The 16741-nt window shown below is 71.9% G+C and carries 12 protein-coding genes and 2 pseudogenes; 8 read left to right on the forward strand and 6 right to left on the reverse strand.

What is annotated here, in order from left to right:
* Positions 1-14: 14 nt before the first annotated feature.
* A pseudogene (gene dnaE / locus FLX07_RS06880) lies at positions 15-3536 on the forward strand (DNA polymerase III subunit alpha).
* Positions 3537-3694: 158 nt separating this feature from the next.
* Here the strand turns inward: dnaE and FLX07_RS06890 are convergent.
* Positions 3695-6700, reverse strand: a complete 3006-nt coding sequence (locus tag FLX07_RS06890) for a transglycosylase domain-containing protein (protein ID WP_229689644.1) — start codon at positions 6698-6700, stop codon at positions 3695-3697.
* Positions 6701-6752: 52 nt separating this feature from the next.
* Positions 6753-8057: a UDP-N-acetylglucosamine 1-carboxyvinyltransferase gene (gene murA / locus FLX07_RS06895; RefSeq protein WP_142568657.1), complete on the reverse strand. Its 1305-nt coding sequence runs from the start codon at positions 8055-8057 to the stop codon at positions 6753-6755.
* Between the two features lie 101 nt (positions 8058-8158).
* On the opposite strand from murA, the gene FLX07_RS06900 reads away from it, so the two are divergent.
* A complete protein-coding gene (locus tag FLX07_RS06900) occupies positions 8159-8644 on the forward strand; it encodes a hypothetical protein (protein ID WP_142568659.1) in 486 nt (161 codons plus the stop codon).
* A gap of 84 nt (positions 8645-8728) precedes the next feature.
* Here the strand turns inward: FLX07_RS06900 and FLX07_RS06905 are convergent, their stop codons facing one another.
* The 3 genes and pseudogenes from FLX07_RS06905 to FLX07_RS36915 all read right to left on the reverse strand — a co-directional run.
* Positions 8729-10129, reverse strand: coding sequence for an amidase (locus FLX07_RS06905; RefSeq protein WP_142568661.1), 1401 nt, complete (start codon positions 10127-10129; stop codon positions 8729-8731).
* 77 nt (positions 10130-10206) lie between these two features.
* Positions 10207-10704, reverse strand: a complete 498-nt coding sequence (ybaK, locus tag FLX07_RS06910) for a Cys-tRNA(Pro) deacylase (protein WP_189104959.1) — start codon at positions 10702-10704, stop codon at positions 10207-10209.
* Between the two features lie 66 nt (positions 10705-10770).
* Positions 10771-11145: pseudogene (locus FLX07_RS36915) on the reverse strand (arsenate reductase family protein); the annotation flags it as partial.
* Positions 11146-11236: 91 nt separating this feature from the next.
* Between FLX07_RS36915 and FLX07_RS06915 the strand changes: the two are divergent.
* A complete protein-coding gene (locus FLX07_RS06915) occupies positions 11237-11911 on the forward strand; it encodes a hypothetical protein (protein WP_142568662.1) in 675 nt (224 codons plus the stop codon).
* A 25-nt stretch (positions 11912-11936) separates the two neighbouring features.
* Here FLX07_RS06915 and FLX07_RS06920 read toward each other — a convergent pair whose 3' ends face one another.
* Positions 11937-12701 (reverse strand): DeoR/GlpR family DNA-binding transcription regulator, encoded by a 765-nt coding sequence (locus FLX07_RS06920; protein WP_142568664.1) that lies wholly within the window; start codon positions 12699-12701, stop codon positions 11937-11939.
* 197 nt (positions 12702-12898) lie between these two features.
* Between FLX07_RS06920 and hisD the strand changes: the two genes are divergently transcribed.
* The 5 genes from hisD to hisH are packed head-to-tail and all read left to right on the forward strand — an operon-like array spanning position 12899 to position 16662.
* Complete coding sequence (gene hisD / locus FLX07_RS06925; RefSeq protein ID WP_142568666.1) at positions 12899-14206, forward strand: histidinol dehydrogenase; 1308 nt, start codon at positions 12899-12901, stop codon at positions 14204-14206.
* Positions 14203-15279 carry a histidinol-phosphate transaminase gene (locus tag FLX07_RS06930; RefSeq protein WP_142568668.1) on the forward strand — a complete coding sequence of 359 codons (1077 nt, stop codon included), beginning with the start codon at positions 14203-14205 and terminating at the stop codon, positions 15277-15279. The genes hisD and FLX07_RS06930 overlap by 4 nt, the downstream gene beginning before the upstream one ends.
* Positions 15276-15881, forward strand: a complete 606-nt coding sequence (gene hisB / locus FLX07_RS06935) for an imidazoleglycerol-phosphate dehydratase HisB (protein ID WP_142568671.1) — start codon at positions 15276-15278, stop codon at positions 15879-15881. The genes FLX07_RS06930 and hisB overlap by 4 nt, the downstream gene beginning before the upstream one ends.
* On the forward strand, positions 15881-16033 hold the full coding sequence (locus FLX07_RS36325) for a hypothetical protein (protein WP_167748135.1): 153 nt from the start codon (positions 15881-15883) through the stop codon (positions 16031-16033). The genes hisB and FLX07_RS36325 overlap by 1 nt, the downstream gene beginning before the upstream one ends.
* Positions 16030-16662 carry an imidazole glycerol phosphate synthase subunit HisH gene (gene hisH / locus FLX07_RS06940; RefSeq protein WP_142568673.1) on the forward strand — a complete coding sequence of 211 codons (633 nt, stop codon included), beginning with the start codon at positions 16030-16032 and terminating at the stop codon, positions 16660-16662. Before FLX07_RS36325 ends, hisH begins: the two co-directional genes overlap by 4 nt.
* Positions 16663-16741: the final 79 nt, after the last annotated feature.

Raw genomic sequence — 16741 nt, forward strand, 5'->3', positions numbered from 1 at the left:
ACGATGGGGGTCGCATGGGTGATCCGTTTGTGCATCTGCACGTCCACACCGAGTACTCGATGCTCGACGGAGCGGCGCGGCTGAAGCAGATGTTCAAACTCGTGGGCGAGCTGGAGATGCCCGCGATCGCGATCACCGACCACGGCAACATGCACGGCGCCTACGACTTCTACACGCAGGCGACCGCCGCCGGTGTGAAGCCCATCCTCGGCATCGAGGCCTATGTCGCGCCCGAGTCGCGCATGCACAAGAAGCCGGTGCTGTGGGGCGAGCCGCACCAGAAGAGCGACGACGTCTCGACCGGCGGCTGCTACACCCACATGACCATCTGGGCGCGGAACAAGACCGGCCTGCAGAACCTGATGAAGCTCAGCTCGCGCGCCTACACCGAGGGCTTCGTCCGCAAGTGGGCCCGGATGGACGCCGACATCCTCGCCGAGCACGCCGAGGGCCTGATGGCCACCACCGGCTGCCCCTCCGGCAAGGTGCAGACCCGCCTGCGGCTCGGCCAGTACGACGAGGCGCTGAAGGCCGCCGCGAAGTTCCAGGAGATCTTCGGGAAGGACAACTACTTCCTGGAGATCATGGACCACGGGCTCGACATCGAGCGGCGGGTCCGCGACGGCCTCATCCGGATCAGCCGCGAGCTGGACATCCCGCCGGTCGTCACCAACGACTCCCACTACACCTACGAGTCGGACGCGGCCGGCCACGACGCCCTCCTGTGCATCCAGACCGGCAAGCAGCTCAGCGACCCCGACCGGTTCCGGTTCGACGGCAGCGGCTACTACGTCAAGACGGCCGACGAGATGCGGGCGGTCGACTCCTCCGGCGTCTGGCAGGAGGGGTGCCGCAACACGCTGCTGGTGGCCGAGAAGGTCGAGCCCGAGGGCTTCTTCCCCTACCGCAACCTGATGCCGACCTACCCGATCCCCGAGGGACAGACGGAGGAGGAGTACTTCCGGCAGCAGGTCTGGGAGGGCATGGGGCGCCGCTTTCCCGGCGGCGTGGACGAGGAGCACCGCACCTGGGTCGAGAACGAGATCGGCGTCATCCTCCAGATGGGCTTCCCGAGCTACTTCCTCGTGGTCGCCGACTTCATCATGTGGGCGAAGAACAACGGCATCCGGGTCGGTCCGGGCCGTGGTTCGGCCGCCGGCTCGCTGGTCGCGTACTCGCTGGGCATCACCGACCTCGACCCGATCCCGCACGGCCTGATCTTCGAGCGGTTCCTCAATCCCGAGCGGGTCTCGATGCCCGACATCGACATCGACTTCGACGAGCGCCGGCGCGCCGACGTGATCCGCTACGTGACCGAGAAGTGGGGCGCCGACAAGGTCGCCATGATCGCCACGTTCGGCACCATCAAGGCGAAGGCGGCCGTGAAGGACGCCGGCCGCGTCCTCGGCTACCCGTACGCGCTGGGCGACCGCATCTCCAAGGCCTTCCCCCCGGCGGTGATGGGCAAGGACATCCCGCTGTCGGGCATCTTCGACTCCGGCCACCCGCGCTACAAGGAGGCGGGTGAGCTGCGCAAGCTGTACGACGAGGACGTCGACGTCAGGGCGACGATCGACCTCGGGCGCGGGCTGGAGGGCCTGATCCGGCAGACCGGCGTGCACGCCGCGGGCGTCGTCATGTCGGCCGAGCCGCTGACCGACCACATCCCGATCATGCGCCGCGACTCAGACGGCGCGATCATCACGCAGTTCGACTACCCGACCTGCGAGACGCTCGGCCTGCTGAAAATGGACTTCCTGGGCCTGCGCAACCTCACGATCATCGACGACTGCCTGAAGATGATCGAGGGCAACACCGGGAACATGATCGAGCTGCTGGAGCTCCCGCTCGACGACACCAGGACGTACGAGCTGCTGGCCAAGGGCGACACGCTCGGCATCTTCCAGCTGGACGGCGGCGGCATGCGCACGCTGCTGCGGCTGATGAAGCCCGACAACTTCGAGGACATCTCCGCGGCCCTCGCGCTCTACCGGCCCGGCCCGATGGGCGCCAACTCGCACACCAACTACGCGCTGCGCAAGAACGGCCAGCAGGAGATCATCCCGATCCATCCCGAGCTGGAGGAGCCGCTCACGGAGATCCTCAACACGACCTACGGCCTGATCGTCTATCAGGAGCAGGTCATGGCCATCGCGCAGAAGGTGGCCAACTACACGCTCGGTGGCGCCGACCTGCTCCGCCGCGCGATGGGCAAGAAGAAGAAGTCCGAGCTGGACAAGCAGTTCGAGTTCTTCGAGAAGGGCATGAAGGAGAACCGGTTCTCCGCGGCGGCCATCAAGGCCCTGTGGGACATCCTTCTCCCGTTCTCCGACTACGCCTTCAACAAGGCGCACACCGCCGGCTACGGCCTGGTGTCCTACTGGACCGCCTATCTCAAGGCCCACTACCCGGCCGAGTACATGGCGGCGCTGCTGACCAGCGTCAAGGACGACAAGGACAAGTCGGCGCTCTACCTCAACGAGTGCCGCCGCATGGGCATCAAGGTGCTCCCGCCGGACGTCAACGACTCCGACTTCGACTTCACCCGGCGCGGCACCGACATCCGGTTCGGCCTGTCGGCCATCCGCAACGTCGGCGCGAACGTCGTGGACGGGATCATCGCGGCGCGCGGGGAGAAGGGCAGGTTCACCGACTTCAAGGACTTCCTGCGCAAGGTCCCCGCGGTCGTCTGCAACAAGCGCGTCATCGAGTCGCTGATCAAGTCGGGTGCGTTCGACTCCTACGGGCACGTGCGCAAGGGCCTGCTGATGGTGCACGAGCAGGCCGTCGACGCGATCATCGACATCAAGAAGAACGAGGCGATCGGCCAGGACTCGCTGTTCGGCGCGATCGACGGCGGCGAGGACCAGACCTTCGACGTGCAGATCCCGCCGGGGGAGTGGGACAAGACCACGCTGCTGCAGTTCGAGCGGGAGATGCTCGGCCTGTACGTCTCCGACCACCCGCTGTTCGGCGTCGAGCACATCCTGGCGGCCGGCGCCGACTGCTCGATCGCCGCGCTGCAGGACGACAGCCGCTCCGACGGGCAGATTGTGACGGTCGGCGGCATCCTGTCGGGCCTGCAGCGGAAGGTGACCAAGAAGGGCGACACCTGGGTCCTCACCATGCTGGAGGACCTGGAGGGCTCCATCGAGGTCATGATCTTCCCGTCGGCCTACCAGCTCTGCGCGACCGTGCTCGCCGAGGACGCGATCGTCTTCGTCAAGGGCAGGATCGACAAGCGGGAGGACGTCGCGAAGATCATCGCGATGGAGGTGGCCGCGCCGGAGCTCACGGCCGAGTAGGGCGGGCCGCTGGTGGTGAGCATGCCGATCAACCGCTGTACGCCGCCCGTCGTCGGCCGGCTCAAGAAGGTGCTGACCACCCACCCCGGGACCACGGAGGTCCACTTCCAGGTGCACAACGGGCCGCGCACGACGGTCATGCGGCTGGACGACCGGCTCCGCGTGAGCCCGTCGCCCGCCCTGATGGGCGACCTCAAGCAGCTCCTCGGCCCGGCCTGCCTGGCCGGTTGACCGGCCGCCCGGTCCACGACGTGACGAGGCCGGCCGCCCGGCGGCCCGCCTCGTCGATCCTCCTGCGGCGCCGTGTGGCCACGGCACTGCGTATGGCCGCCGCGGCACCGCGCACGGCGGTCACGGCACCGCGCACGGCGGCCGCGGCATCCACTCGCTCAGGCGCGGCGCCGCACGGGGTGGGCGGGGTGGTGGCGTCGAGTCGGTGATCCGGCTCGGCGGGGTGCCGGGCTTCGTGCCGGAGGCTTCGCCGCGTGGTTCGCATTGGGCTTCGCGTCGTGGGCAGCGCTGCGGTTCGCGTCGTGGGGCGCGCTGCGGTTCGCGTCGTGAACAGCGCTTTGCTTCGCGTTGTGGGTCGTGCTGCGGTTCGCGTTGTGGGTCGCCGGCGGGTTCGTGCCCTCGTGGCTCACCGCGCTGTGCCGGCCCCGGGGCGTGCGGTGCGGGACCGCCGCGCGGCGTTTTGCCGTCGCGTCGGCTGTCGCGTGGTCGGCGATCCCGTGTTTCCGGGTCCCGCGCTCCGCCGTGCCGGATCGGGCCGTGTCACGGGCCGTGTCACGGCGGGTTCCGGCGCGCGGGGCTTCGGCGCGTCGGACGGCGGGCGGCGCCGCCGGGGGAGCGGCGCGGTGGCGGGCGAGGCTCGCCCAGCCCGTCCTGCCGGTCGTCGCCGGCACGCCGCCGGGCCCTCTGCGGAGTGGCGCACGGGGCGAGGAGCCACGGGCCGCCGAGCGGGCTGCGGCGGCGATCGGCGAGTCGCGGGCGGGGCGGACCACGGTGGAGCGGACCACGGTGGAGCGGCTCGCGGCGGCGCGGACCACGGTGGAGCGGCTCGCGGGGGCGGCGGGCGCGGCGGGGGCGGCCCGGAGGGCGGTGGGGGCGGTCCCGGCGCCCCCGGCGCCCCCGGCCAGGGGGGTGGTCCCGGTGCTGCCGGACGCATGCTCGCCGCCGCTCGCCGCGCCGTCCGTCGCGTCCTCGTCGGACGCCGAGGCGCCGTCGCCGTCGTCGTGCTTCTTGCGCTCGGCCTCCCGCTTCTTCTTCTCCTTCTCGCGCTGCTTCTCCAGCGCTTCCTTCAGACCGGGCGTGAAGCCGCCGCCGAACCGGGCCATATCCGGTGGGACGAAGCCGTACGCCGGGGTGTCCCGCAGGGCCGCGTGCATCGAGTCCACCCAGATGGGGCCGGGCAGCGAGGCGCCCTGCACCGCCCCGTAGTAGCGGCCGCCGATGGTGACGCCGGTGAGCGGATAGCGGTAGGAGCCGCGGATGTCGCCCACGCTGACGGCGGCGGCGAGGGCGGGCGTGTATCCGGCGAACCAGGCCGAGGTGTAGCCGTTGTTCGTGCCCGTCTTGCCCGCGACGGGCCGGCCGATGGACTGGCCGCGCATCGTGCCCTTGGTGAAGACTCCCGTGAGCACATGGCTCACCGCGTCGGCGACCGCGGGTTCGAGCGCGGTCACACAGGCGGGCGGTGTCTCGGTGCGGGTGCCGTCGCGCTCCACGACGGCGGTGACGGCCATCGGCCGGCAGTAGCGCCCCCGGGCGGCGAACGCCGCGTACGCCGCCGCCACGGTCGTCGGGTCCATCTCGTTGGCGCCCAGCGTGAACGTCGGCACCTCGTGGAGCGACGTGCCGTCCGCCCGCCTGATGCCGAGTGACTTGGCCGTCTGCACGACGTCGCACAGGCCGACCTCGCGCTCCAGCCGCATGTAGAAGATGTTCACCGACTGCCAGGTGCCCATCTCCAGGCTCAACGGCCCGCCGCCGCCCTCGCCGCCCGCGTTGTGGATGACCGTGTTCGGATCGTTGACGGACTTGCCCGAGCAGTCGCGATAGCCGTACGACGGGACGTACGCGCCGGGGATCGTGAAGCCGTCGCCGAACCGCATCCCCTGCTTCAGCGCGGTGGCCAGGGTGAACACCTTGAACGTGGACCCCGCCTGCAGGCCGAGCCCGCCGCCGTGCGCCATGTCGGCAGCCAGGTTGTAGGTGGTGGCGGGTCCGAGGTCGCGGTCGTGCGGGTTGCGCCCATAGCGCTTGCTCACGGCCATCGCGCGGATGCGCCCGGTGCCCGGCTCGATCATCGTCTCCGACGCCACCTGGTTGTCGCGGGGGCTGACCCGCGAGGCGATGGCACGCTCCGCGGCCCGCTGCGCGACCGGGTCGATGGTCGTCCAGATGGTCAGCCCGCCCCGCTGGAGGCGCCGCTCCCGGTCGGCCCTGGTGTATCCGAACGCGGGGTTGGTGAGCACCTCGCGCTCCACGTACACGCAGAAGAAGGGGTGGGCGCTGCCCGCGCAGCCGCCGGGCTCGGGGCGCAGGTGCAGCGCCAGCGGATCGGCCGCGGCGGTGCGTGCCGCGTCCTTGCCGATCACCCTGAGCTCGGCCATCCGGCCCAGGACCAGGTCGCGCCGCGCCCGCAGCCGGTCACGGTGCTCGTCGCCCAGCGTGGGATCGGTGTCGTACGGCGTGCGCACGGCGCCGGCGAGCGTCGCGGCCTGCGTGAGCGTGAGGTCGGCGGCGTCGACGCCGAAGAACCGTTTGGCCGCCGCCTGGACGCCGAACGCCCCCGCGCCGAAGTAGGCGATGTTGAGGTAGCGCTCGAGGATCTGGTCCTTGGTGTATTTGCGTTCCAGCGCCAGCGCGTACCGCAGCTCGTCCAGTTTGCGGCGGAACGAGCGGACGAGGGCCTGCGCGCGCTCCTGCTCCGACTCGGCCTGACTCAGCATGATGTTCTTGACGAGCTGCTGGCTGATGGACGAGCCGCCCTGCCGGATCCCGCCGGCCCGGGTGTTGGTGACGAAGGCGCGCAGCGTGCCCTTGAGGTCCAGGCCGCCGTGCTCGTAGAACCGGGCGTCCTCGATGGCCACGATGGCCTGGCGCATGACCGGGGCGACCGCGCTCAGCGGCACCGACTGCCGGTTCTGGTAGTAGAACTGGGCGATCTGGTGCCCGTTGCGGTCGAGCAGCCGTGTCACCTCGGGCAGCGGCTCCTCGCGCAGGGGCACGGGCAGGTCGGTGAGGACGGACGCGGCGCTCCTGGCCGCCAGACCGGCCCCGCCCGCGAAGGGCAGCACCAGCCCGGCGACCAGGGCGCCCCCGGCCGCGCCGCACATGCCCAGGGCGAGGACGGCGCGCCCGAGACCGGCCTGGCCGGCAAGACGAGAGGTCACGGGATATCAGTGCGACCTCTGGCGTTTCTCCAAACCCAGGGGCCACAAAGCTTTACGTGAGTCTGTTTATCTTCAATCCGAGGGAGGTGAACTGTTCGAACGGTCTGTGGTAGCCGCGTTCGATGTGGTTGACGCCCCGCAGGGTCGAGGTGCCCTCGGCCACGGCGGCGGCGAGCACCGCGGAGAACCCGGCGCGGATGTCGGGGAGCGTGACGTCGGCCCCGCGCAGGTGGGAGATTCCGCGTACGACCGCCGAGTGCTTGGCGTTGGTGTCGTGGTAGCGGCACGCGGGTCCGCCCAGGCACTGGGCGAACACCTCGATCTCGCACCCCATCTTCTGCAGCGCGGGCACGTACACGAGCCGGTTCTCGAACACCGTCTCGTGCAGCACCGACATGCCCTCGGCGCGAGTGAACAGCACCATCAGCGGCGTCTGCCAGTCCGTCATGAAGCCGGGGTGGGTGTCGGTCTGCACCGCCGCGGCGCGCAGGCCGTCCGGCGCGGAGGCGCACAGCCAGTCGTCGGTTATCTCGAACCGGGCGCCCATCCTCGCCAGCGTGGTGATGGCGGTGACGAGCCGGTCCTGGTGGCAGCCGTGCACGCGGACCTCGCCGCCGGTCACCAGACCCGCCACGAGGTAGGAGAACGCCTCGATGCGGTCGCCGGCCAGCCAGGTGGAGGCGCCGTGCAGCCGCTCGACGCCCTCGATGACGATGCGGCGGTCGGGGCTCAGCTCGATCATGGCGCCCATGCGCTGGAGGAACAGCGCCAGCTCCACCACCTCGGGCTCCATCGCCGCGCCCTTGATGACGGTCTTGCCCTCCGCCAGCACCGCCGTCATCAGGATCGTCTCGGTGGCGCCCACGCTGGGATAGGGGAGCGTGATGCGGCTGCCGCGCAGCCGGGCCGCCTTGGCCGTGATGCCGTTGTCGCCCACCTCGATCTCCGCGCCCATCGACCGCAGCGCCTCGACGTGGAAGTTGACCGGCCGCCTGCCGATCGGGTCGCCGCCGACGAGGGGGACGAACGCCTCGCCCGCCAGGTGCAGCAGCGGGCCGAGCATCAGGATCGGGATGCGGTTGAGCCCGGTGTACTCCTCCGGCACCCGCGGCCGGATCTCGCTGCCCCGCTCGATGGTGATCTCACCCGGGGTGATCTCCACATGGATGCCGAGGGCTTCGAGCATGGCCGCGGTGAGCCCCACCTCGCCGACCTCGGGGGCGTTGTGCAGCGTGCTCGGACCCGTGCCGAGCATCGCCGCCACCATATGCTTGGAGACCGCGTTCTTCGATCCACGGACCTCCACGTCCCCCCGCAACGGGCCGGACGGGTCGATCTGCCATACCTCTTCGCTCACTCGGCCTCCTTGGCCCACACTGACGCCGTGCATCCCCTGAACCCGGCTTCAGCAAGAGTAACGGGATCGGCACCGATCACCACGTGGGTACTATCGGGACGGTGCGGCATCTGAGGGGCAATCTGGCGACGACCGGCCTTACCGTCCTCGTGCTCGCCGTCCTCGGGGTGGTCGCCGGATACGTGTGGTCGGCGCTCGCCCCCACCGCGCAGTACGTGCTGGTCGACGGGACGCCGCACCTGGCCGATCCCGAGACGCAGTCGCTCATCGAGGCCGACGGCTGGTTCGCCGTCGTCACCGCCGCTTTCGGCCTGGTCTGCGGGATCGCGGGGTACGTGCTGTCGCGGGGCAGGGCGATCGAGGTCCTCGTGGGGCTCGCCGCAGGCGGGCTGCTCGCCGGATACGTCGCGATGCTGGTCGGCGGCACGGCCGAGGGCGGGGTCCAGGCGGCGGGACCGCGCGGCTACACCACCACGACGTCGCTGGACCTGACCGCGCACGGCGTGCTGTTCGCCTGGCCGCTCGTGGCCACCGCGGTGTTCTGGGTCGTCGAGTTCGCCGTGAGCTACAACGAGAGAAGCCGCTGAGCCCTGCCGCAAGCCCTGCCGCAAGCCCTGCCGCAAGCCCCGCCGCCTACGCCGTGCCGCCGGACTCAGCCGTCTAAGCCCTGCCTACGCCGTGCCGAGGCCCGGCTCGGTCCGCCAGAAGCCGGTCGCCCGCTCGAAGGCGTGCCCGAGGCGCAGGACGTCCATGTCGGCCCACGGCCTGCCCACGATCTGCAGGCCGACCGGGAGGCCGTCGGGCGTGAAACCGCACGGCACCGACATCGCGGGAGCGTGCAGCACGCTGATCCAGTAGCACGACCGCATCCAGGCCAGGTAGTCGGGCATCTCCACCCCGGCCACCTCCGTGACGTACGGCTGCTCGACGGGGAACGGCGGCACCTGGCTGACGGGCGCCACCAGGAAGTCGTAGCGGCCGAAGAACTTTCGCATGCGGTGGAACAGGCCGGTGCGCAGCCGCTCGGCCCTGGCGAGATCGGCTCCGGTGACCTTCCGCCCCTGCGCCACGTTCCAGGCCACGTTGGGGCCCACCTGGGGGAGGTCGCCGAAGGCGAGCGCGTAGTACCACGACCGGTAGACGCGGAACGCCTCTTCAGCGTCGGACAGGTCCAGGTCCACCCGCTCGACCTCGGCTCCCAGCGCGGCCAGCGTCTCGGCCGCCCGCGCCGTCGTCGTGGCCGTGCGGGGGTCGACCGGAAGGCCGCCGAGGTCGGGGCTGAAGGCGACGCGGACTCCGGCGAGGTCCATGTCGGGGGACGCCGCGAACGCCGAGCCGTCCTCGCGGATCGAGAAGGGCGAGACCGGGTCGAACCCGGCGACGGCCGACATGAACAGCGCGAGGTCGCCGGCCGTGCGGGCCATCGGCCCCGGCACGCTGAGCGTGAACCAGGCCGCCGTCGCCGACTTCGCCGGCACCCGTCCCGGGGTCGGCCGCAGGCCCGCCACGTTGCAGAACGACGCCGGGTTGCGCAGCGACCCGCCCATGTCGGAACCGTCGGCGAGCGGCACCATCCGGCACGCCAGCGCCGCCGCCGCGCCGCCGCTGCTGCCGCCCGCGCTCTTCGACAGGTCGTAGGGGTTGCGGGTCGCCCCGAACACCTCGTTGACCGTGTGCGAGCCGGTGCCGAACTCCGGGGTGTTCGTCTTGCCGAGCGCGATCCCGCCCGCCTCGCGGATGCGCCGCACGAGCGGGTCGTCCTCGGTGGGGACGTGCTCCGCGAAGGCCGGCGAGCCGTACGTGGTCCGCACGCCCGCGGTGTCGGCGAGGTCCTTGTGCACGACCGGGATGCCGTGCAGCGGGCCGCGCACCAGGCCGCGCCGCAGGTCCTCGTCGGCGCGTGCGGCCTGGTCGAGCGCCCGCTCGGCGGTCAGCGTCACGACGGCGTTGACCCGCGGGTTCGTCTCCTCGACGCGGCGCAGGCAGGCCTCGGTCAGTTCGACCGCGCTCACCTCGCCCGCCCGCAGCAGCGCGGCCATCTCCGTCGCGGTGAGGTCGACCAGCTCGTTCACGTTTCCCCCGTTCGGTGCGGTTCCCGGCCAGTCTTGTGGCCGGTGAGCCGTACGGGCGACGGCAACAGTAGACAGGCTCAGAGCTTCGCGATGGGGGCGGTCACGGCCTGGACGATCCGGATGAGGTTGCCCGGCGCCGTCTCGATCTGCAGGCCGCGCCGCCCGGCGGAGAAGTAGATCGTCTCGAAGCCGAGCGCGGACTCGTCCACCACGGTCGGCAGCCGCTTGCGCTGCCCGATGGGGCTGATGCCGCCGACCACGTAGCCGGTGACCCGCTCCACCTTGGCCGCGTCGGCCATCGCCGCCCGCTTGCCCTTCAGCGCCGCCGCGAACGCCTTGAGGTCGAGCTTGCCCGCCACCGGCACGACCGCGACCGCCAGCCCCGCCTCGGTCTCCGCCACCAGCGTCTTGAAGATCCGCTCGTACGGCAGGCCGAGCGCGTCCGCCGCCTCCTCACCGTACGCCTGGGCGTTCGGGTCGTGGTCGTAGGGGTGCAGGGTGAACTCCGCCTTCGCCTGCGTGAGGGCGACCGTCGCCGGAGTGCCCTGGCCGCCCTTGCTCTTGGTCTTGCTCACGACGGCAAGCCTAGTGTGACTCTCGCCGCACGCCGGGGGCACCGCGGGCAGGACGGAGCGCACAGCCTCGGGGGAGCGGGCCACCACGGCGGTGCCGTCGTCCGCGGTGATGATCGGCCGCTGGATCAGGATCGGGTGGGCGGCCATGGCCTCGATCCAGCGTTCACGGGACGGCCGGTCACGCGGCCACGACTCCATGCCCAGCTCGGCCGCGACGGGCTCGCCGAGGCGGGCGACGTCCCAGGGCTCCAGCCCGAGGCGGCGCAGCACCTCGGAGAACTCCTCCGCGCCCGGCGGGTCCTCCAGGTAGTGACGGACCGTGTACCCCGCGCCCTCGGCGTCGAGCAGCGACAGGGCCGATCGGCACTTCGAGCAGGCCGGGTTGATCCAGATCTCCATGCGGCCATTGTCCCGCCCAGCTGCGGGCAAACGGGTCCTCATGCCCACCCGGCGTACGGCAAAACGATCTAAAGGGGACAATCTTTAGACGGCCTTTGTCGATGGGGAGGGGCCGAGCGCGGAGGGGCGGCAGATGGGGACGGTCGGGGATCTCGCAGGTGGTGTCGCGAAGGGACAGGCATTCCTGTTCGGCGGACTGGGGGTGTGTCTCACTCTCCGGCCGGAAGGCCTGGGGGCCAACCACGGCATGAGTTACTACGGGGCCCACTGGCAGACCGCGCTGCCGTACGCCGCGGGCCTGGCCGGGGCCGCGCTGTTCACCCACCGGGCGCTGCGCGACGCGGCGGCCCGCACCCCGTCCCCGGCCCATCTGCGGTGGATGGCCGACTCGTTCGTCGCGCTGCTGGCCGGGATCATCCTGACGCCGTACACCCTGGGCGGGATGGTCGACTGGGCGCATCGGGGGCTGGGCGCGGCCCTGTTCGCGCTCCAGCTCCTGCTGGCCGGACGGCTCGTCGCGTGGGCTCACGGTGACGCGGCCGGCGTGGTGTTCCTCCTGCTGCAGCTCGGCGGCGGCGTCCTCGCCGCGGTGTACGTGCTCCAGGCCGAGGGGCTGCTCATCCACGGCGAGGCGACGTTCCAGCTCGGATTCGCCCTGGTGCTGGCCAGGACGCTCCCGCTGGTCGCGCCCCCGATCGCCGCGCCGTCCGCGGCGGCGGGCGGAGTGCCGGGGCCGGTGGCGGGCGGAGTGCCGTCCGCGGCGGTGGGGGGAGTGCCGGGTTCGGCGGCGGCGGCCTCGGCCCGGTGAGACGGTGATCGGCCGCCGGGCCGCCCTACGGGCCGATCACCTCGGCACTCGCCCTGACCAGCGCGGACGCGAGCGCGGGAGGGGGTTCCTCGTCCGTGATGAGGCCGGACAGGCCGTCCAGGGCGCACACCCGGTGGGCGGCGACCCTGCCGTGCTTCGAGCTGTCGGCGAGCACGTACGTCCGGGCGGTGCCGGCGAGGATCACGCGCTTGGTCGCGACCTCGTCCAGGAAGTAGTCGGTGAGCCCCGCTTCGGCGTCCACCCCGCCCGAGCCGAGGAACGCCACGTCGGCGCGCAGGTCCTGGAAGAACCCCAGCGTCTGGGCGTTGGAGACGGCGAGGTCGCCCTGCCGGACGCGCCCGCCCGCCACCAGCACCTCCACGCCGGGACGGCCCGCGAGCTCGGCCGCCACCAGCAGCGAGCAGGTGGCGACCACCCCCCGGAAGGACGGGGGGACGGCCCTGGCGACGTGGACGGCGGTGGTGCCGGCGTCGACGATCACGGTCTGGCCCGGCCGCAGGAGCCGCGCCGCGAGCTCGCCGATCACGGCCTTCGCCTCCGACTGGCTGGTCGAGCGCTCCAGGTAGGACCGCTCCTCGCCGGTGCCGGACGGCGCCGGGGTCGCCCCGCCGTGCACGCGGACGAGCAGCGCCCGGCGCTCCAGGAGCGCCAGGTCGCGCCGGACGGTCTCGTGAGAGACGCCGAGCAGCGCGGCGAGGTCCTCGGTGCGTACGGTCCCCTTCCGCCCGAGGGCCTCGATGATCCGCTGGTGGCGCTGTGCCGGAAGCAAGAGATCCGCCTTGACCGAATGTGACTGATGTTGCCCGAGAGTGTGGATCGATGCCCGGAAACCTGTCAAGGAACCGGCCCGGAAAACGGACGTCGGCGAAGAACCCCAGCTCCGGAGTGGTGTGCGCACCGGTGAAACGCCCGTCCCGAATGCTGGACACCCGCTGGTCCGTCCCCGGCCGTCCGTAGACTGGGACCGTGATTTCCCGTATCGACCTGCGCGGGTCCCTTCCCGCCGACCTGCGCGACGTGCTGCCCCGCGCCGAACTCGACGTCGAGGCCGCCCTGGAGAAGGTGCGGCCCATCTGTGAGGACGTACGCCATCGTGGCGCGGCAGCCGTACGGGAGCTGACCGCGAGATTCGACGGCGTCGAGCTGGAGTCCGCCCGGGTGCCTGCGCAGGCCCTCACCCGCGCCCTGGAGGAGCTGGACCCGGCCGTGCGCGCGGCGCTGGAGGAGTCGATCCGCCGCGCCCGGCTGGTCCACCGCGACCAGCGGCGCACCGACACCACGACGCAGGTCGTGCCGGGCGGCACGGTCACCGAGCGCTGGGTGCCGGTCGACCGCGTGGGGCTGTACGTCCCCGGCGGCCGGGCCGTCTATCCCTCCAGCGTGGTCATGAACGTGGTGCCCGCCCAGGAGGCGGGCGTGCCCTCGCTGGCCGTCTCCTCGCCTCCGCAGAAGGAGTTCGGCGGCCTGCCGCACCCCACCATCCTCGCGGCCTGCGCGCTGCTCGGCGTCGACGAGGTGTACGCCGTGGGCGGCGCCCAGGCCGTGGCGATGTTCGCCTACGGCACCGAGGAGTGCCCCCCGGCCACGATGGTGACCGGCCCCGGCAACATCTGGGTGGCCGCGGCCAAGCGCCTGCTCAAGGGCCGCATCGGCATCGACTCCGAGGCCGGGCCCACCGAGATCGCGGTCCTCGCCGACGAGACCGCCGACCCCGTGCACGTCGCGGCCGACCTGATCAGCCAGGCCGAGCACGACGTCATCGCCGCCTCCGTGCTGGTCACCACGAGCGTGGAGCTGGCCGACGCGGTGGAGAAGGAACTGCCCGGCCAGGTGGCCGCGACCCGGCACGGCGAGCGGATCACCGAGGCGCTCGCCGGCCGTCAGTCGGGCATCGTGCTCGTCTCGGACGTCGAGGACGGGCTGAAGGTCGTGGACGCCTACGCCGCCGAGCACCTGGAGATCCAGACGGCCGACGCCCGCGCGGTCGCCGCCCGGGTGCGCAACGCCGGTGCGATCTTCGTCGGGCCGTACGCGCCGGTGTCGCTCGGCGACTACATGGCGGGCTCCAACCACGTGCTGCCGACCGGCGGCTGCGCCTGCCACTCCTCGGGACTGTCGGTGCAGACGTTCCTGCGCGGCATCCACGTGGTGGACTACAGCCGCGAGGCGCTGGCCGGGGCCGCACCGCACGTGTGCGCGCTCGCCGACGCCGAGGACCTGCCCGCCCACGGCGCCGCGATCCGCGCCCGCTTCGACTGGGAAGTGCCCGCATGACGACGCTCGACGACCTGCCGATCCGCGACGACCTGCGCGGCAAACAGCCCTACGGCGCGCCGCAGCTCGACGTGCCGGTGCAGCTCAACACCAACGAGAACCCCTACCCTCCGTCGGCCGCGCTGATCGACGATCTCGCCCGCGCCGTGCGGCAGGGCGCGGCGACGCTGAACCGCTACCCCGACAGGGACGCCGTCGAGCTGCGCAAGGATCTCGCCGACTACCTCGGCCACGGGCTGACGGCACGCCAGCTGTGGGCGGCCAACGGCTCCAACGAGATCATCCAGCAGATCCTCCAGGCGTTCGGCGGCCCCGGCCGCTCGGCGATCGGGTTCGAGCCGTCGTACTCCATGCATCCGATCATCACGGGCGGCACGAACACCCGCTGGATCGAGGGCCTGCGGGGGGAGGACTTCGCGATCGACCCCGGCGCGGCCGTGGCCGCGATCGAGGAGCACCGCCCCGACGTGGTGTTCCTGACCTCGCCGAACAACCCGACCGGCACGGCCCTGCCGCTGGAGGTCATCGAGCGGATCCTCGCCGCCGCGCCCGGCATGGTCGTGGTGGACGAGGCGTACGCCGAGTTCGCCCGCGCGGGCACGTCGTCGGCGCTGACGCTGCTGCCCGGCAACCCCCGGCTGATCGTGACGCGCACCATGTCCAAGGCGTTCGCGATGGCCGGCACCCGGCTCGGCTACCTCGCCGCCGACCCGGCGGTGGTCGACGCCATGCTGCTGGTCCGCCTGCCCTACCACCTGTCCACGCTGACCCAGGCGGCGGCCCGGGTGGCGCTGGCGCACCGCGAGGAACTGCTGGGCGCGGTGGACGCGCTGCGCGCCGAGCGGGACGCCACCGTGGACTGGCTGCGGGGGCATGGCCTGGCGGCCGCCGACTCCGACGCCAACTTCGTGCTGTTCGGTACGTTTGCGGACCGGCGGTCCGTGTGGGAGGGACTGCTCGATCGCGGGGTGCTGATCCGGGAGACCGGCCCCGCCGGCTGGCTGCGCGTGTCGATCGGCACGCCGGAAGAGATGGCGGCGTTCCGCGCCGCGCTGGAAGGGGTCCTCGCATGACCGAGCTCAACGAGCGCCGCGGCCGCGTCGAGCGCACGACGAAGGAGACGTCGGTGCTGGTCGAGGTGGGCCTCGACGGCACCGGGATCGTCGAGGTGTCCACCGGCGTCGGATTCTACGACCACATGCTCGCCCAGCTCGGCAAGCACGGCCTGTTCGACCTGACCGTGAAGACCGAGGGGGACCTGCACATCGACGCCCACCACACGATCGAGGACACCTCGATCGCGCTCGGCGCGGCGTTCCGCGAGGCCCTGGGCGACAAGTCGGGCATCCGGCGGTTCGGCAGCGCCTCCTGCCCCCTGGACGAGGCGCTCGCGCAGGTCACGGTGGACCTGTCCGGCCGGCCGTACCTCGTCCACACCGAGCCCGAGGGCATGGCCCCGATGATCGGGCCCGACTACGACACCACCATGACCCGGCACATTCTGGAGTCGTTCGTCGCGCAGGCGGCGGTCTGCCTCCACGTGCACGTGCCGTACGGGCGCAACGCCCACCACATCGTGGAGGCGCAGTTCAAGGCGCTCGCGCGGGCGTTGCGCGCGGCGTCGGAGCGGGACCCCCGGGCGACCGGCGTGCCCAGCACCAAGGGAGTGCTCTGATGACTCTGGCGTCCGGCGGGATGATCTTCATCGGCCTCTTCCTGATCGGCGGGGTCATCTCGGGCATCCGGCAGGGCCTCAAGCTACTGGCGGCGCTCGCCGGCGTCGGGGCCGCCGCGGCGATCACCGCGGGAGTGATGTGGTGGCAATGAGCAAGCGCGTGGTCGTGCTCGACTACGGCTCGGGCAACCTCCGCTCGGCCGAGCGGGCGCTGGCCCGGGTGGGGGCGGACGTCACCGTCACCGCCGACTTCGACGCGGCCCTCGGCGCGGACGGGCTCGTCGTCCCCGGTGTCGGGGCGTTCGCCGCGTGCATGGAGGGGCTGAAGGCGGTGCGCGGCGACCAGATCGTCGGCCGCCGCCTGGCCGGCGGGCGCCCGGTGCTGGGGATCTGCGTCGGCATGCAGATCCTGTTCGAGAAGGGCGTCGAGCACGGCGTCCACACCGAGGGCTGCGGCGAGTGGCCGGGCGTGGTCGAGCGGCTCGACGCGCCCGTGCTGCCCCACATGGGGTGGAACACCGTGACCGCGCCCGAGGGCGGCGTGCTGTTCCGCGGCCTGGAGGAGGGGACGCGCTTCTATTTCGTCCACTCCTACGGCGTGCGCGATTGGCGGCTGGAGGCCGGCGACGGCTTCCGCCGGCCGCTGGTGACCTGGGCCGAGCACGGCGCGCCCTTCGTGGCCGCCGTCGAGAACGGTCCTCTCATGGCCACCCAGTTCCACCCCGAGAAGTCCGGGGACGCCGGGGCCGTGCTGCTGTCCAACTGGCTGAGCACGTTGTGAGCGTGTCCGGCACGCGAAATCTCGAGGCAGCGGTGCGACACTGGGAACCTGCGGCACGCGACGGCTTCCACCCGTGGGC

It is taken from the genome of Microbispora bryophytorum (genome assembly GCF_006874465.1).
GTDB lineage: Bacteria > Actinomycetota > Actinomycetes > Streptosporangiales > Streptosporangiaceae > Microbispora > Microbispora bryophytorum.